16 protein-coding genes and 1 tRNA gene are annotated in these 15,365 nt (G+C 58.1%); 10 read left to right on the top strand and 7 right to left on the bottom strand.

Annotation, left to right across the window (positions count from 1 at the left end; all coding sequences use genetic code 11):
* Positions 1–388: 388 nt before the first annotated feature.
* Positions 389–841 (bottom strand): hypothetical protein, encoded by a 453-nt coding sequence (locus tag RBB81_RS10620; RefSeq protein ID WP_353073664.1) that lies wholly within the window; start codon positions 839–841, stop codon positions 389–391.
* Positions 842–885: 44 nt separating this feature from the next.
* Positions 886–1,236 (bottom strand): MFS transporter, encoded by a 351-nt coding sequence (locus RBB81_RS10625; RefSeq protein WP_246373524.1) that lies wholly within the window; start codon positions 1,234–1,236, stop codon positions 886–888.
* Between RBB81_RS10625 and RBB81_RS10630 the strand changes: the two genes are divergently transcribed.
* From RBB81_RS10630 to RBB81_RS10640, 3 genes are all read left to right on the top strand, one after another.
* The gene (locus RBB81_RS10630) at positions 1,229–1,717 is read left to right on the top strand and encodes a transporter (RefSeq protein ID WP_353073665.1); all 489 of its coding nucleotides are present in this window, start codon (positions 1,229–1,231) and stop codon (positions 1,715–1,717) included. The two genes, RBB81_RS10625 and RBB81_RS10630, sit on opposite strands and share 8 nt — an antisense overlap.
* A 290-nt stretch (positions 1,718–2,007) precedes the next feature.
* Entirely contained in the window at positions 2,008–2,469 is a 462-nt protein-coding gene (locus RBB81_RS10635) for a uroporphyrinogen-III synthase (RefSeq protein ID WP_353073666.1), read from the top strand.
* Positions 2,466–2,666 (top strand): hypothetical protein, encoded by a 201-nt coding sequence (locus RBB81_RS10640; protein ID WP_353073667.1) that lies wholly within the window; start codon positions 2,466–2,468, stop codon positions 2,664–2,666. Before RBB81_RS10635 ends, RBB81_RS10640 begins: the two co-directional genes overlap by 4 nt.
* A gap of 181 nt (positions 2,667–2,847) precedes the next feature.
* Here RBB81_RS10640 and RBB81_RS10645 read toward each other — a convergent pair.
* Together RBB81_RS10645 and RBB81_RS10650 are read right to left on the bottom strand one after the other, a co-directional pair.
* Positions 2,848–2,923, bottom strand: a tRNA-Cys gene (locus RBB81_RS10645).
* 47 nt (positions 2,924–2,970) lie between these two features.
* Entirely contained in the window at positions 2,971–3,627 is a 657-nt protein-coding gene (locus tag RBB81_RS10650) for a peroxiredoxin (RefSeq protein ID WP_179583452.1), read from the bottom strand.
* 328 nt (positions 3,628–3,955) lie between these two features.
* On the opposite strand from RBB81_RS10650, the gene RBB81_RS10655 reads away from it, so the two are divergent.
* On the top strand, positions 3,956–4,930 hold the full coding sequence (locus RBB81_RS10655; protein WP_353073668.1) for a PhzF family phenazine biosynthesis protein: 975 nt from the start codon (positions 3,956–3,958) through the stop codon (positions 4,928–4,930).
* Positions 4,931–5,590: 660 nt separating this feature from the next.
* The gene (locus tag RBB81_RS10660) at positions 5,591–6,040 is read left to right on the top strand and encodes a response regulator (RefSeq protein ID WP_179581889.1); all 450 of its coding nucleotides are present in this window, start codon (positions 5,591–5,593) and stop codon (positions 6,038–6,040) included.
* A gap of 51 nt (positions 6,041–6,091) precedes the next feature.
* Here RBB81_RS10660 and recG read toward each other — a convergent pair whose 3' ends face one another.
* Positions 6,092–8,497: an ATP-dependent DNA helicase RecG gene (gene recG, locus RBB81_RS10665; RefSeq protein ID WP_353073669.1), complete on the bottom strand. Its 2,406-nt coding sequence runs from the start codon at positions 8,495–8,497 to the stop codon at positions 6,092–6,094.
* Between the two features lie 91 nt (positions 8,498–8,588).
* On the opposite strand from recG, the gene RBB81_RS10670 reads away from it, so the two are divergent.
* From RBB81_RS10670 to RBB81_RS10680, 3 genes are all read left to right on the top strand, one after another.
* Positions 8,589–9,821 carry an MFS transporter gene (locus RBB81_RS10670; protein WP_353073670.1) on the top strand — a complete coding sequence of 411 codons (1,233 nt, stop codon included), beginning with the start codon at positions 8,589–8,591 and terminating at the stop codon, positions 9,819–9,821.
* 61 nt (positions 9,822–9,882) lie between these two features.
* A complete protein-coding gene (locus RBB81_RS10675) occupies positions 9,883–10,815 on the top strand; it encodes an ABC transporter ATP-binding protein (RefSeq protein ID WP_353073671.1) in 933 nt (310 codons plus the stop codon).
* Entirely contained in the window at positions 10,808–12,052 is a 1,245-nt protein-coding gene (locus RBB81_RS10680) for an ABC transporter permease (RefSeq protein ID WP_353073672.1), read from the top strand. The genes RBB81_RS10675 and RBB81_RS10680 overlap by 8 nt, the downstream gene beginning before the upstream one ends.
* An 8-nt stretch (positions 12,053–12,060) precedes the next feature.
* Here the strand turns inward: RBB81_RS10680 and RBB81_RS10685 are convergent, their stop codons facing one another.
* Positions 12,061–12,426, bottom strand: a complete 366-nt coding sequence (locus RBB81_RS10685) for a VOC family protein (RefSeq protein ID WP_353073673.1) — start codon at positions 12,424–12,426, stop codon at positions 12,061–12,063.
* Positions 12,427–12,513: 87 nt separating this feature from the next.
* Between RBB81_RS10685 and RBB81_RS10690 the strand changes: the two genes are divergently transcribed.
* Entirely contained in the window at positions 12,514–12,813 is a 300-nt protein-coding gene (locus RBB81_RS10690) for a helix-turn-helix domain-containing protein (RefSeq protein WP_179583456.1), read from the top strand.
* A gap of 23 nt (positions 12,814–12,836) precedes the next feature.
* Here the strand turns inward: RBB81_RS10690 and RBB81_RS10695 are convergent, their stop codons facing one another.
* A complete protein-coding gene (locus tag RBB81_RS10695; RefSeq protein WP_353073674.1) occupies positions 12,837–14,330 on the bottom strand; it encodes an outer membrane beta-barrel protein in 1,494 nt (497 codons plus the stop codon).
* A gap of 314 nt (positions 14,331–14,644) precedes the next feature.
* Here RBB81_RS10695 and RBB81_RS10700 point away from each other — a divergent pair, with 314 nt between their 5' ends.
* On the top strand, positions 14,645–15,295 hold the full coding sequence (locus RBB81_RS10700; RefSeq protein WP_353073675.1) for a lysophospholipid acyltransferase family protein: 651 nt from the start codon (positions 14,645–14,647) through the stop codon (positions 15,293–15,295).
* Positions 15,296–15,365: the final 70 nt, after the last annotated feature.

The raw sequence follows: 15,365 nt of genomic DNA on the forward strand, positions 1-15,365 counted from the left end.
GAAAGCTCGCGCAGCGTCCCACGTCTCGAGGCTTGCGCTATGAGGTGCTGCGCTGGCTTCTTCAGGGAAATAGTCTCTCCCTTCCGGGGCAACCTGATCATCCCATTTATCAGCACTGATAGGATTTTAGTAATTTCAGCGAGTGATTTGACCTGTTATCGCCAACTGAGAATCGACTTACGGCAAAGCAGACTCGTTGGCAGATCAAGGAATTACAAGATTTCTTCCGGTCGCTGTTTTAGTTGTGAGACGACTAGGATAAACCTCGAACGAGTTCGGTCCGCATCTACAACGTCTGGTATCCGACGAGAGCCATTGAATAGGATTTGACTGACGATGTCCATGTAGCGGCCGCGACCCAGGTTGGTGTAGTTGCTGGCGTTGCCACTCAGACCGGAATTTCTTCAATGCGTCCTGATCCAACGATCGCAGCGCTATCGGCAGGCGCAGCATCGATGGCGCGACCACCGGGAGCTATCCAGGAACGGGTCCAGGAGCGGGCGACGGTCCGTATGATGAGAAGCACCCCAACTGCGAGGACGGCATAGAGCAGGAAGCCTGCGTGGTAGGAGCCAGTGTGTTGTTTGGATTGTCCGAGCAAGTTGGGGAGGATACCACCGCCCAGAGCCCCTATCTCGCCGATCATGCCACCGGCGACCGCGGTGGTAAGTGGCCAGCGAAGGGGGACAAGTTGGAAGGTTGCCCCATTGCCCGCTCCGAGCGCGGCAAAGCAGAGCATGAAGAGCAAGGTGGTGGCGATGAGTGGTGGTGTGGTCATCAAACCGAAAAGTCCAGCGATGGCTATGAGGAAGACGACGGAGAGCGTAGTGATTCCGCCCACGCGATCGGCGAACCGGCCTCCGAGAACGCGGGTGAGTGAGCCGGTTAGAGTTGCAAGTACGGTGAGGCTGCCGCCTGGGCTTTCGTGACGTGGAACTGCGAGTAGTAGAAGGAGGGCAGGAAGGTGGCGAGTCCGAGGAATCCCCCGAAGGTGATGATGTAGATGAGGTTGAAGGTCCAGCCATCGGATTCGAAGAGGCAGGAGAGATGCTGGCGTAACGGCTGGCGCTCGATGTCGGGCGGCTCTTTGGCGAAGATGACCATGACGAGCAGCGGCAGAAGCATCATGGCTGCTGCAAATCCGTAGACGTGCTGCCAACCGAAGTGCATGGCGAGGCGAGGCGCAAAGAGAGCGGCTAGAGCGGTGCCGCTGTTGCCAGCTCCAGCGATGCCCATGTGGAACTACGACAACGGCGAGGGTGTAAACCTCATTCCGTTTGCCCGGACGGAGTTCGACATCAACCTGCCGCCGTACATCCAGCACAATACGCCGAAGGCGGCGGATGGCGCTGGAGACTTCTCGGTGATTGCGAAATATAGGCCGTTTGCGGCAAATGCGAAACAGGGAAACTACTCGACGCTCGTGCAGGTAGCGTTCTCGGTGCCTACGAGGAGCTACAAAAACGGGACCGCGGTGTCGACGATAACTCCCACGGTGGTACTCGGCGAAGGCTTTGGCAATTTCGACGTACAGTCAGCCCTGGGTGCAGTGTTACCAACGAGTTCTGTGCAACAGATTGACAGAACGATGCAGTGGAATACAACTGCTGAGTGCAAGATGGGAAAGTATTTCTGGCCGGAGGTTGAAGTGAATGCAAGCTATTATCACGGCGGCACCAATGATGATAAGAGTCAGGTGTTATTACTCCTTGATTGATGGTAAGCAAGATCAAATTTCGCAAAGACCGAAGGACAGATTGGGGTTAGTGTTGGGGACGGGGATGCAGATTGCGACATCCAGCTTCCACGCCGATAACCACGGGCTGGTTTTGACTGGACGTATTGTGTTTGAGGCAGTCGACTAGGCTCATCTTGACAGCCGCCTCTATTATCAGAAGATGGTCTTTCTCTCAAAATAGATGTATTTGAACGGACATCGCTTCTGCAGGCGGTGTCCCGATGCGGGATGAAAGTCCACGATCTTGATAAGGCTGGAGATGGAGAAGCGTGGCGCATGCGAGCTTCAACGGACTTCGCGTACTTTCGCTCGAATCTCGCCGAGCGAAAGAGGTCGAAAAGCTGATCCGCACGTACGACGGCGAGCCGATTGTTGTGCCGATGCGTGAGGTAGGGTTGGAATCGAACGAGCATGTGTTGGAGTTTGCCGCGAAGCTGCTTGAGGGCAACTACGACCTGATCCTCTTCATGACAGGCGTGGGTGTGCGTGCGATGCTGGAGATCGTTCAGACTCGCTATGACCGGGATGAGTTTCTTGCGGCGCTCCGGAAGGTGAAGATCGTCGCGCGTGGTGCGAAGCCAAGTTCGGTGCTTCGTGACCTGAAGATTGCGGTGGATGTCACATCGGAAGAGCCTTCAACACTGCACTCTTTCCAGAAGAAAATCTCGGCGAACTCGGAAACGCCAAGCACCGAATCTTCTACGGCCCCGGCATCAACAACTTCGACATGACCCTCCAGAAAAACCTTCGCTTCGCAGACGCAAAATCTCTGGAGTTTCACCTGGAATCCTTCAACACCTTCAACCACAGTCAGTTCTACGGCCCCGCCTCAGTCGATGGACAAGTCGAAGACACACAAAACTTCGGCAAAATCGTCAGCGCCGCAGCCCCTCGTCTCGTCCAGCTTGCAGCTAAGTTCTCGTTTTGAAGTAAGCGCGCGCAGAAAACTCTTTTATGGACGGGCCGGAAAATGTTCATCTGTCTGAGGACTACCTATTCAACCCGCATGCGTCGTATCAAGCTCACAGGAGCGGTCAAGAGTATCCTCGAACGGCGCATGAAGGAGACGGCAAGCTGATGTGTCGACTGAGCTGAATACCGTTTTTTAATGGAGCACCGAATGGGATTTGAACCCATGAATACTGGTTTTGCAGACCAGCGCGTTAGCCACTTCGCCATCGGTGCCCTTGTTCGCCGCGAAACAAACTTATAGCGGCAACCCTGGTCTCACTCTACTCCGGTTGTGCCACCGTACGCAGATAAGGCTTCACCGTTTTGTAACCGGGAAAGATCTTATCGGCGTCTTCATTGGAGACCGCTCCCGTAATGATGACATCATCGCCCTGCTTCCAGTTGGCTGGTGTCGCCACCTTATGCTTGGTCGTCAACTGCATCGAGTCAAGCACCCGAATGATCTCATCGAAGTTGCGCCCTGTCGTCATCGGATAAGCGAGCGTCAGTTTGATCCTCTTATCCGGTCCAATCACAAAGACAGTCCGCACCGGCGCGTTGTTCGCCGGCGTCCGCCCTTCTGAAGTCTCGCCCGCATCGGCCGCAAGCATGTCATACAGCTTTGCAATCTTCAACTCCGGATCGCCGATCATTGGATAGGTCACCTTCGCGCCTCCGACCTCTTCAATATCCACGGCCCACTTCTGGTGGTTGACGACCGGGTCCACGCTGAGCCCAATCACCTTGGCACCGCGCTTTGCGAAGTCGCTCTCCAGGTTCGCTACCGCACCGAGTTCGGTTGTACACACCGGCGTAAAATCCTTCGGGTGCGAGAAGAGAACAGCCCAGTTATCACCAATCCACTCATGGAAATGAATCGTGCCCTGGGTAGTTTCAGCGGTGAAATCGGGAGCAATATCATTAATGCGGAGTGACATAGTCGATTCGCCTTCTTTGGGGTTCACCCAATCTTCCTTTGCTAAAAATAAACGCGTCCAACGATGGCTCGAGTTGCCCGGCTCAACGTAGAAAACCCACCCGGCTCGTTCGCTCTGGGTGGGTCTCTGTGCTGCTCGAAGATGTCTGCTTCGATTAGCTCATCCACACACCCACACTGGGCTACAGCAACAGCAGCAGCAGAGAGTGGGCATCGTGTTTGGCATTATCGTCATAGTTAAAATGTTTTTGTACCGCAGCCAGCTAAGCTAGCATGAGGCCGGTTTGCCCCATCGCGGTCTTTTCAAACCATACTTCCGAGGAGACTCTATGTCAACTGACGATCCCGCGGCCGCCCCTGCAGCTTTCGCCGCAAACCACTCTGCGTCCTCTCGCATCTACGACTTCGCCCAGGTGGACGTCTTCGCCGAACGCCCTCTTGAAGGCAACGCCCTCGCCATCTTTACGGACGCTCGTGGCCTTTCCACCGACGAGATGCAAGCCCTTGCGCGCGAGACGAACCTGAGTGAAACCACCTTCATCCTTCCCCGAGATCCGGAGATCGAGCGCGAACGCGGCATTCAGGTCCGCATCTTCCTCACCACCGAAGAGGTCCCCTTCGCCGGCCACCCAACCCTCGGAACCGCCAGCTGGCTCTACTTCAATCATCCAACCTTCCGTGGCGCGGAGCAGATCACTCTCGATCTTGGTATCGGTCCAATCCGGATTCGCTTCCAGACGCCTCTACCTCGAGAGATCGGAGTCTTCGGCACCATGCTGCAGAACGATCCCACCTTTGGCGAAGTTCTCAGCAGCCTCGACGACCGTGCAGCTGTCGCCAACGCGCTCAGCCTCGCCATCGACGACCTCGATCCGCATCTATCCGCGCAGGTCATCTCCACCGGCATGGCGTTCTGCATAGTGCCCTTGCGATCGCTCGAGGTCGCGAGCCGGCTTCGCATTACCACGCAAAACTCCCGTCCATTTCTCGACCGAGTCGGTGCAAAATTCTTTCACTGTATTACTCCCGCTAATGAGAACTCAACAGCACAATGGCACGCACGCATGCAGTTCGATTCAGGCGAAGATCCTGCAACCGGCTCTGCCTCTGGATGCACGATCGCTTACCTCGTCCGTCATGGCCTCGTTGCGAGTGGTCAACAGATCGTCATTGAACAGGGAATCGAGATGCTTCGTCCCAGCCGCATTCATATCAGCGCAGTGATCGAAGATGGAGTCGTCACAAAAGTGTTCGTCGGTGGCCGCACCATTCCTGTTGCAATGGGACGCTTTTTCCTGCCGTGATGCACTCGATTTCAACAGGCGACCATCGTGAATCGTCAATGAATACGGTGGCTTCCGCGCATCGGTGGATGTGCAAGCTCTAATATTGTCAGTCTTCGCTCAAACTTCGCCGCTTGCCAAGTGACCGGCTCATTCGTACTGTTGGAAAGCGTTGACGACGACCTTGCATGCAATATGTAGCGTCGTTGGAGATGAGTGCTTTCGCCTGTTATCTGACAATTTGAGTTGAGAGAAGCTCGACTGCCTCGCAGTCGCGACTCCCCAGCGCAGTCTCGCTGCCTGCACACGCAGTGAGGTTCGATGTGGACATTCCCATCATCGGCACTCACCGTATCCGCAGCAGAAGGATCTCTTGCGCTCCTGGAGCCGCGTGGCAACCTGCGCCGGCCTACAGCCTCTCTCGCACCCCGCGGTTCGGCAGCTTAGCTCGCTGGACAGTTGGCCCTGATCCCTTGTGGAGCAGACAGGAGAGCTTTGCTCGTTCCGTCTTCTCTGCTCGGGAGCAGCGGACCCATTACGCGCCGAAGAGCCGCATCCGGCTGAACCGCGGGGAAGTTTTGAACATCACCAGACCGGCGTGCCTGCAAACCAGCAGACACGCCAGACTGGCCCATCGGCCGTGAGCCACCAGAAGGTGGTGTCCGGCAGAAGCGAGACTGCATGCGACCCAAGAAGACGATTCTCTGTGTAGATGACAACGAACAAATTCTCTCCGTCCGCACCTTCCTGCTCGAAACCCGTGGCTATCGTGTCGTCGCTGCCCGCAGCGCACAGGAAGCGCTGACCATCCTCGATCAATATCTCCCAGGCACGCTGGATCTCATCCTTTGCGATCTCATCATGCCGCAGATGGACGGCAACGAGTTGGTTCGTCGAGCCAAACAACTCCATCCCGGCTTGCCCGCGATGATTGTCTCCGGCACCGTCAATGCCTTCGACCGCGCAGTCCATGCCGACGTCTTCCTCCCCAAGGGAGCCTCGTCCCCAGCGGAGATGATCGAACGTATTCGAGTCCTCGTAGCGCGCAAGCGTGGCCCGAAGAAGGCCATCGTTGCGTCGCCATCGCAATCTCCGCAGCTTGGTTCTTTTACTCACGCCACGGCAAGTTGACGTCGTTGGCAAGGGAGAGCGGTCTCTAGGTTGGCAGTGCAGTTGGGAAAATCACGCCTCGACCAAACCATACTTTCTTTGCCACTGCATCTTCAGCCGCGCCCACACCGCTTGCTTCTCTTCACTCGAAACGGCTGGATCGGGCTCTGATGCAAATCGGGTTGCCTCTGTCTTCGCCAACTCCAACAGCGCACGATCGCGTATCAGATTCGCAACACGAAACTCCGGCATTCCGGCTTGGCGTGTTCCAAAAAACTCTCCTGGTCCGCGCTGCTGAAGGTCGAGCTCTGCCAGCTCAAACCCGTTCTGAGTACGAACCATAGCGTCCAGCCGGGCTTCAGCCTGCTCACTCACCCTTCCGCCTGTCATCAACACGCAGAAGCTCTTCGCCGCGCCGCGTCCAACCCGTCCGCGCAGCTGATGCATCTGCGCCAACCCAAACCGCTCCGCATGCTCGATCACCATCACCGAAGCATTCGGTACATCGACGCCGACTTCAATAACGGTAGTAGCGATCAATACATCAAGGTCGCCTCGCTGAAACCGCCGCATGGTTACGTCCTTGTCGTCGGCGCTCAAGCGTCCATGCAGCAATCCAAGGCGAAGTCCGCTCAGCGGACCCATCCGCAGCTCCTCATACATATCCGTCGCAGCTCGGAGCGCCCTCTTCGGCTCAAACAGCTTCTCCGTCTTTATAGAAGACTTCGTGCCCCTGGCCTTCACACTGCCGCCCTTCGCACTCCCGGCTTTCAAAACTCTCGTCTTCTTTCCCGCCGCCGTTTTTTTCTTGTCATTCCGCAGCGTAGCGGAGGAATCTGCATGTGCCTTCAAGCTTGCCTCGCCCGCGTCCGGTTCAACATCCTGCGGAAAATCCAACTCTGGCTGATCGTCCTTCGGCCCTTCAATCACCGGGTAGACGATGTAAGCCTGGCGTCCCGCCTCAACCTGCTTACGGACAAAACCCCATACATCCTCCGCTCGTTCCTCTGTCGTTCGTCTGGTCACAATCGGAGTTCGTCCCGGTGGCAACTCATCAATCACGCTCGCATCGAGATCGCCATACAGAGTCAGAGCAAGCGTTCGCGGAATCGGCGTAGCCGTCATCACCAGCACATCCGGATCGAGCGCTCCCGGCTTCTTCATCAATCGAAATCGTTGCTGCACGCCGAACCTGTGCTGCTCATCAACGATCACGAGACCAAGGTTCTCAAAGTCGACTTTATCCTCAATCAACGCATGGGTCCCAATCGCAAGATCAGTCTCGCCGCGAAAGATTCTCCCGCGTGCCTCGCGTTTCGTTGCCTCATCCAGCGATCCGGTCAGAAGCGTCACCCGGTAAGGCCTTCCGGTTCGCTGCGACAGTACATCGCCCAGCAGCTTCCGAGCAGAAAGATAGTGCTGCGTCGCCAGAATCTCCGTTGGTGCCATCAGAGCCGCCTGGTAACCATTCTCAATCGCCACCAGCGCGGCCTGCATCGCGACGATCGTCTTGCCCGATCCCACGTCGCCCTGCAGCAATCGCCGCATTGGCTGTGGCCTGCGCATATCGCTCGCAATCTCGCCCAGCACCCGCTTCTGCGCCGCAGTCGGATGGAAGGGAAGCACCTGCTTGATCGCCTCCCGAACCTTCACATTCGTCACGAACGCCGTGCCCTCCCGCTCCCGCATCCGGCGTCTCTTCAACTCCAGCCCAAGCTCAAGATAAAAAAACTCTTCAAAAATCAGTCGTCGATGTCCAGGCGTCGTCGCTGACACCAGCTCTGCCATAGGCGTTCCGGCTTCAGGAAAATGCACAGCCTTCAACGCCTTCAACCGCTCCGGAAACGAAAGCCTGGCTCGCATGGCGCCAGGCAAGGTCTCAGCCTGACTTGCTGACTCGCTGACTTGCTGCTTTTCCAGTTCTTCAAACAGAGCCCAGATCACCCGCCTGAGCCACTTCGAACCCAGCTTCGCCCCCCACGCAGTCGTTCCCCCCAGCGACTCGTATACGGGCACGATCCGCCCGACCTCGAGCGTGGAAAACTCAGCTTCCGCGCCACCGCCGGAAGGCAGCACTTCAAACTGCGGCTGAATCATCTTGAACTTTCCTGCGCTGCTCCGCGAAGGTTCCAGCTTTCCATACAGCGCAACCATCTGTCCCACGTGAAACTTATCCCTCAAATAGGTCCCGCGAAACCACATGCACTTCACCGTGCTAAGTCCCTGTCCCACCGTCATCTCAAACAGCGGCATACTCCGCGTCTGTAGCAGCACCGTTCCCCGCACCTCGCCGATCACCGACGCCATCGTTCCCGCCCTCAGTTCACTCATCGGCACCGGATTCAGGCGATCCTCGTACCGAAACGGCAGGTGATACAGCAGATCCTCCACGGTTTCGACGCCGCGCTTCGAAAGCTCGACCGCAATCCGCTCCCCCACGAGCTTCACAAACTTGATAGGTGTAGAAAGTTCCAGCACAGACCGATGCTACCAAGAACCCGCCGTCTCCAATTGCCGCACTTCCACAACAGCCTTTCAGTATTGACAGAAGATATGTTGCAATAAAAGAATGCCTCCCCCTGAAGAGAGCTCAGAACTAATCGCCGAGCGTAAGAACATCCTGCTGCACACGCCGCTGATGGCGCTTGCGGTAGCCGCCTTCGGCATCGGTACCTCCGAGTTCATCATCATGGGTCTGCTGCCCAACCTCGCCGACGACTTCCACGTCAGTATTCCCAAGGCCGGCGTCCTCGTCACCGGCTACGCGCTCTCTGTCACCATCGGCGCTCCTATCGTGGCCATCGCCACCGCCCGACTGGAGCGCAAACTCGCCCTTCTTCTCCTCATGGGCGTCTTTACTCTCGGCAACCTCGCCTGCGCCATAGCTCCGACTTACAACCTCCTCTTCGCCGCCCGCGTCCTTACCGCCCTCTGCCACGGAGCTTTCTTCGGCATAGGCAGTGTCGTAGCCGCAAATCTCGTGCCCCGCAACCAGCGTGCCCAGGCCATCGCGCTCATGTTCTCCGGCCTCACGCTGGCCAACGTCCTCGGAGTTCCAGCCGGCACCGCACTTGGCCAGGCCTACGGCTGGAGAGTCGCCTTCTGGGCCATCGTTCCCATCGGCCTTCTCGCCGCAACTGCAGTCTTCTTCCTAGTCCCCAGACAAGCCCCAGGCTCAGGCGGTCTCCTCCACGAGTTCCGCGTCCTCCGCAAGCCGCAGGTCCTGCTCGTCCTCGCCATGAGCGTCCTCACCTCAGCCTCTCTCTTCTGCGTCTTCACCTACATCGCCCCCACTCTCGAAGCCGTCACGCTAGTCTCCCCCCACGCCGTCACTCTCACCCTTCTGCTCTTCGGAGTCGGCATCACCGTCGGCAACTTCCTCGGCGGCACTCTCAGCGACTGGCGTCCCATGGCCTTTCTCATCGGCGCTCTCCTCACGCTCCTGGCCTCTCTGGCAGCTCTCTACTACGCCGAACCCCACGTCGTCCCCGCCATCGCGATGATCCTCATTTGGGGAGCGATCCAGTTCGCCGCCGGAGCTCCGCTCCAATCCCGCATCGTCGACCAGGCCGCCGCAGCCCCCAACCTCGCCTCAACCCTCAACCAGGGAGCCTTCAACTTCGGCAACGCCACCGGAGCCTCTCTCGGCGGCATGATGCTCACTGCCGGATACACCTACCGCCAACTCCCTCTCGCCAGCATCATCGTCACGCTCATCACCTTGATCCTCGCGGTCCTCTCCGCCCGGCTCGATCGCAAACACCGCGACGCCCGCATCGCCGAGCAGCTATCCGTACTTTGACGACACACAAAGATCCCTGAACCCCCTGCTAAACTTGCAGTAACTGAATACAAGAGAACCCATGTCCATCGTAGAACTGCAACACGTCCGCAAGGCCTACGACACCAAGATCGCCGTAGCAGACCTCAGCTTCACCATCGAGCCTGGCAGCATGTTCGGCCTCCTCGGCCCCAACGGCTCCGGCAAGACCTCCTCCATCCGCATGATGATCGGCATCACGGTCCCCGACTCCGGCACCGTCAGCCTCTTCGGCAAGCCCTTCAACCGCGACCTCCTCAAGCGCGTCGGTTATCTCCCCGAGGAGCGCGGCCTCTACAAAAAGATGAAGGTCATGGACCAACTCATCTTCCTCGGCCAGCTCCGCGGTCTCACCGCCGCCACCGCGTCAAAGCGCGCACACGACTGGTGCGACCGCCTCGGAATCACCCCATCCATCGACAAGAAGACCGAAGAGCTCTCCAAGGGCATGCAGCAGAAGATCCAGTTCATCTCCACCCTCCTCCACGAGCCCGAGCTCATCATCATGGACGAGCCCTTCAGCGGCCTCGATCCCGTCAACGCCGTCCTCCTCATGGACACACTCGTCGACCTCCGCAAACAAGGCCGCACCATCCTCTTCTCCACCCACCGCATGGACCAGGTCGAAAAGATCTGTGACAACATCTGCCTTATCCATAACAGCCACCTCGTCCTCTCCGGCTCCATGCGCGAGATCAAATCCCGCTACCCTGTCAATCGAGTCCTCATCAACTTCACTGGCAACGACTCCTTCCTCAACCACCCCACCATCCACTCTGCGAAGAACTACGGAGGCCACGCCGAAATTCGCCTCAATGACGGTGCCGATGCCCAATCCCTCCTCGCCGAAGCCATCCGCACCGGCGCCCGCATCACCCGCTTCGAAGTCATGGAGCCGACACTCGAAGAGATCTTCATCGAGAAGGTCACTGAAGAATCTACCGGCGTCCCGGCTGGAGAAAAAGTTCATGCATAACATCTGGCTCATCGCCAAACGCGAGTACCTCGAACGCATTCGCACCAAAGCTTTCCTCATCGCCACAATCCTCATTCCTCTTTTCATGGGAGTCTTCGTCTTCGGCAGCGGCTATCTCGCCTCTCGCACCAGATCCTCAGCCCACCTAGCCATCCTCTCCTCCGACACCTCCTTCTCCGCCGACCTCAAGCACGAACTCCAGACCGGAAAAAACAGTGGCATGACCGTCGATGTCCTCGCATCGAACTCGCCATCCAACAGCGACGAGATTCGCGCCAACCTCGACCGCAATCTCCAAAGCAAATCAGGAGACCTCACCGGCTATCTCGTCGTTACGCCTGCCCCACAGCCAAACGCACGTCCCACCTTCACCTACGTTCCGCGCTCAGCCGGCGACATCACCACCGAAGACACACTCTCCACCGCAATTCAAAATGTTCTTACCCGCGAAGGCCTTACCCACCAGGGGATGGGCCCGTCCGACATCGCCGCCCTCATGGCACCCGTCGCCATCGACACCAGCAAAACCGGCGACAGCCGCGCCGCCTTCGGTGCCGCCTATCTCCTCTTCTTCCTCATGTACATGGTCATCATGCTCTACGGCATGAACACCGCGCGCTCCATCATTGAAGAAAAGACCAGCCGCGTCTTTGAGGTCATGCTCTCCACCATCAAGCCCGACGAGATGCTTGCCGGCAAGATTCTCGGCGTCGGTGCAGTCGGTATCACTCAGGTGGGTGTATGGATGCTGGCCGCCGCAGCCCTAGGCTCAACCTCGCTCGCAACGGGCGTTATCGGCAGCGGCCACGCTCTCATCAGTGCCACACAGATCTTCTTCTTCGTCGCCTACTTCATCTTTGGCTTCCTGGTCTACTCCAGCATCGCCGCCGCTCTAGGGGCCATGACGAACTCCGAGCAGGAACTCCAGCAGCTCAACATGTTCCTCGTCATCCCGCTCGCCTTCTGCTTTCTCATGATCTTCGTCATCGTGCGCGCACCCAACTCCACCCTCGCGCAGATCGTCTCCCTCATCCCCTTCTGCAGCCCCCTGCTGATGAACTTCCGCATCTCCCTCACCACGGTCCCACCCTGGCAGATCGGTCTCTCGTTCGTGCTCATGAGCCTCACCATCCTCGCCATCCTCTGGGTTGCGAGCCGGATCTACCGCGTCGGCATTCTCATGTACGGCAAAAAACCCAACCTCCCCGAGATCCTACGCTGGCTCAAATACAGCTAGCTGCTCAGCTATCGGCTGGACAGAACAAACTGATTTCCATCGGCGTCAGCAAAGATCGCCGACGTTCCCCAGTCTTCCTTTCGAGGAGCCTGCACAAAGGCCACACCGCGCGACTCCAGGCTCTTGGCCGTTGCGAAGACGTCATCGCACCAGAAGCTGATGGACTGAAACGTTCCGACGCGGTCTTCATGTCCCTCTGGGGTAAATAACGCAATACCGGTCTCCGTTCCAGGGAAGGCAAGCTCAATCCATCGCTGCCCTGGACCCATCTCCTGGTCCGTCGAAATCTTGCATCCCACCTTCTCTGTCCAGAACCGTAACGCCTCATCCTGATTGTGAACTGGAACTCCAACAAATTTAATGCCTCGAATCATCGCCGTTCTCCTTGTCCTGCAGACTAAAGCGACGTGAAGTGTCAGTGCAATTGCCTCCGTAAAACTATAGTATTGGCTGGTACAGCCATGACCGAGATCGATCCTTACATCATCGACGTCCTGATGCGCGACCTCGTCGGACACGATCGCCGCCCTGCCAGTTTCCTGGTCTATCTCTGGCTCGCAGCCGAAGCCGAACAGCGAGGATCCGAGGTGCAGATCGGGTATCGAGAGTTGGCCGAAAACATCGGCATCAGCAAAAGTGCGGCACAGAGCGCAGTTCGCTGGCTGATCAAGCGCCGTCTTCTCTCCGCAAAAAAATCCAACGCAACGGCTCTACCCAGTTACAAGACACTCTCTCCGTGGAAGGGGCGAGCGCAACGCTGATCCGCTATCCCGAACGATCGCAGCTACCAGGCCCCCTGTTTCCCACCCACCCACCACACCATCCCCACGGTTAGCGTAGGCTGATCCGGCGACAGCACTCCAGGCTTATTCGTCAAAAAGAACGGAATGTTGCTCCAGTCTCTTCGATACTCCACACGCGTCAGGAAACCCTCGCCAAATTTGTACTCATAGGTCCCGGTGAACTCCTTCAAAGCCTGCGTGGTCCCGGTGAAAAGCCCTCCGCGATCCGATAGATACTCGAAGCGGCCGCCTAGCGCCGTCTTCGGCGTCAGCTGATACCGCGCGTAGGCCGCCCCGCCATCAACGTGCGAAGGCGCTGAAGATTCGCCAGGTGCCGCACTGGCCCACTCCCGCGAGATCAAATAATCACCCTCAAGCGAAAACGCCAGCTTCGGGGTCGCATTCCAGGTCACGTAGCTGTCGAAGATATGCTGCTTGCCATCCGGTGCAGGGGTAATCGCCTGAAGGCACAGCCCAGGCTGCACCGGAGCAGTGCAGTTCGTAGCCGGCGCAGCATCCGGATGGTCCTGCCCCAGGTAGTAGTTGAAGTTCCAAAGAACGCTCTTCGCAGGCTGCGCCGTAAATCCAAACAACTCGTCCTTGAACGAGTTCGTAGGCTCCGACTGATCGGTTCCATTCACCAGCCAATAGTTCACCGCCAGCTTGTCGCTCACCTTGTAGCTGGCACGAACACCCGCATGATAGAACGGCAGATAATCGAAGAAGAACGACCGCGAGTAGTTCACCTGATCCTTCGTATAGTTGCCTTCGATTCCCAGCGAGCTTGCCCACTTGCCCACATCCACCGTCAGGCCTTTGCCAAGTGGAACGACATACGTTCCAAAAACCTGAAAGATATTCCTGTAGATATCCGGCCGTGGCTCATTCTGCGGGTTACCCTGCAGTGTCTCCGTCGCCTGCCCAAACTGCAGATCCAGCCGAACCCCATACCGCCTGCCCGCCGCCACATCCGGATCGAGCGCAAGCACCACATCAGCCTGGTTGATGCTGAACGCATTGCTGAGCACATCGTAGGCTCGCAGATACTGCACACGCCCAATCGGGTGATTGAAGTCGTAGTCGTAGTAACCGTCAAAGGTGTAGTTCAGCGTAGCGCCGCCGGGCAGTTGTGTCGGAAGGACCGATGCCAAAGGCGAAGTCGGTGTTGAAGCGGTCTGCGGATTCACTGCTGCAGACGACGGAACAGACGCGACGCTGCTGCTCGACACACCTTCCACGCTGCTCCGAACATCCGCAGCTGGGCCAACCAGCACCGCCGGCCGCAGCGTAGCCATCTCCGTCGTCGCAACTGGCCGCTCCTTGTGCAGCTCTGCCTCCAGCGCGCTTACCCGCAGTGCAAGATCGCGCACCGTCTGCCTCAGCTCCTGAACGTCGGCATTCGTGGGCGCAGTCGCCACTGTCTGCGCGGCGGCTTCAAACCGGGAGAACACAACAAGAAAAAAAGAGAAAAGGAGTAGTCGATTGAAGCAACGCATAGGCACGCCTCTCGCAAACGCATTAAGCAAATCACGTTCGCAGTAAATTCATCGTAAAGGGGAGAACTTCTTCTCGAGTCTTTTTCTGAGTATCTGTCCTGCCGGACCGGCCCACTGCGCGTGGGGCGGTCACTTCGTGACGGGTGTACCGCTTCGCCCGGCGCTCCCGATGGTCGCGGGTCAGGATCTCGTGCCGACCAACGGGAGGACCAAGCGAAGCTCTAAAAAGGCGTGCGAACGCCCGCCCTCCGCGCAGGAGGCCCGTCCGGCAGGACAGATGGCTGCCAACGCACCCGATAGGTAAACTGAACCAAGTGGCCTCCACCTACACCCTCAAGCAACGCCTCGCCCTCGCCATCGCCCCCCGCCTCGCGAGTGCGGTCATCCGCGTCCTCGGCATGACCCTTCGTTTTGAAGACGTCCGCGACCCCGGCGCACCCCTTGGCTTCGACGCGCCGCCCCCAGCCGTCTACGCCTTCTGGCACCGCTGCCTGCTCACCAGCGCCTGGCACTTCCGCAACCACGACATCGCCATCCTCATCAGCCCCAGCTTCGACGGCGAACTGATCGCCCGCACCGTCGAACGACTCGGCTATTTGGCGATACGAGGCTCCAGCTCGCGGTCAGGCTCCCTCGGCCTGCGCAACATGCACCGCGCCTACCTGGACGGACACTACTGTGCCATCACCGCCGACGGCCCCCGTGGCCCCGCCATGGTCGCCAAACCCGGCGTCACCCAGCTCGCCCAATTGGTAGATAGCCCCGTCGGAACCTTCTACGTCCTCCCCGAGCGAGCCTGGAAATTGCGCTCCTGGGATCGCTTCCTGATCCCCAAGCCCTTCTCAAGAGTCTTCATAGGCTGGCCCCTCCTGACGACCGCCAACGAGGAAGCCGTTCAGGCAGCCCTTGATCGCGCCGTCGAACTGGCCGAATCCCGAATCAGCAACTCTCAAAAAAAAAGTTGAAAAAGTTGGCGTATTTTTCACCGCCAGAATCAACCATGCAAAACACCACATCCTCACCACGTTCCACCAC

It is taken from the genome of Tunturibacter gelidoferens, from assembly GCF_040358255.1.
Classification (GTDB): Bacteria; Acidobacteriota; Terriglobia; order Terriglobales; family Acidobacteriaceae; genus Edaphobacter; species Edaphobacter gelidiferens.

What these genes read in the sequence shown, in the direction of transcription:
- RBB81_RS10630 (WP_353073665.1), top strand. Translation starts at nt 1,229, where the DNA reads ATGCCCATGTGGAACTACGACAACGGCGAGGGTGTAAACCTCATTCCG.
- RBB81_RS10625 (WP_246373524.1), bottom strand. Translation starts at nt 1,236, where the DNA reads ATGGGCATCGCTGGAGCTGGCAACAGCGGCACCGCTCTAGCCGCTCTC.
- RBB81_RS10640 (WP_353073667.1), top strand. Translation starts at nt 2,466, where the DNA reads ATGACCCTCCAGAAAAACCTTCGCTTCGCAGACGCAAAATCTCTGGAG.
- RBB81_RS10650 (WP_179583452.1), bottom strand. Translation starts at nt 3,627, where the DNA reads ATGTCACTCCGCATTAATGATATTGCTCCCGATTTCACCGCTGAAACT.
- RBB81_RS10655 (WP_353073668.1), top strand. Translation starts at nt 3,956, where the DNA reads ATGTCAACTGACGATCCCGCGGCCGCCCCTGCAGCTTTCGCCGCAAAC.
- RBB81_RS10660 (WP_179581889.1), top strand. Translation starts at nt 5,591, where the DNA reads ATGCGACCCAAGAAGACGATTCTCTGTGTAGATGACAACGAACAAATT.
- RBB81_RS10670 (WP_353073670.1), top strand. Translation starts at nt 8,589, where the DNA reads ATGCCTCCCCCTGAAGAGAGCTCAGAACTAATCGCCGAGCGTAAGAAC.
- RBB81_RS10675 (WP_353073671.1), top strand. Translation starts at nt 9,883, where the DNA reads ATGTCCATCGTAGAACTGCAACACGTCCGCAAGGCCTACGACACCAAG.
- RBB81_RS10680 (WP_353073672.1), top strand. Translation starts at nt 10,808, where the DNA reads ATGCATAACATCTGGCTCATCGCCAAACGCGAGTACCTCGAACGCATT.
- RBB81_RS10685 (WP_353073673.1), bottom strand. Translation starts at nt 12,426, where the DNA reads ATGATTCGAGGCATTAAATTTGTTGGAGTTCCAGTTCACAATCAGGAT.
- RBB81_RS10690 (WP_179583456.1), top strand. Translation starts at nt 12,514, where the DNA reads ATGACCGAGATCGATCCTTACATCATCGACGTCCTGATGCGCGACCTC.
- RBB81_RS10695 (WP_353073674.1), bottom strand. Translation starts at nt 14,330, where the DNA reads ATGCGTTGCTTCAATCGACTACTCCTTTTCTCTTTTTTTCTTGTTGTG.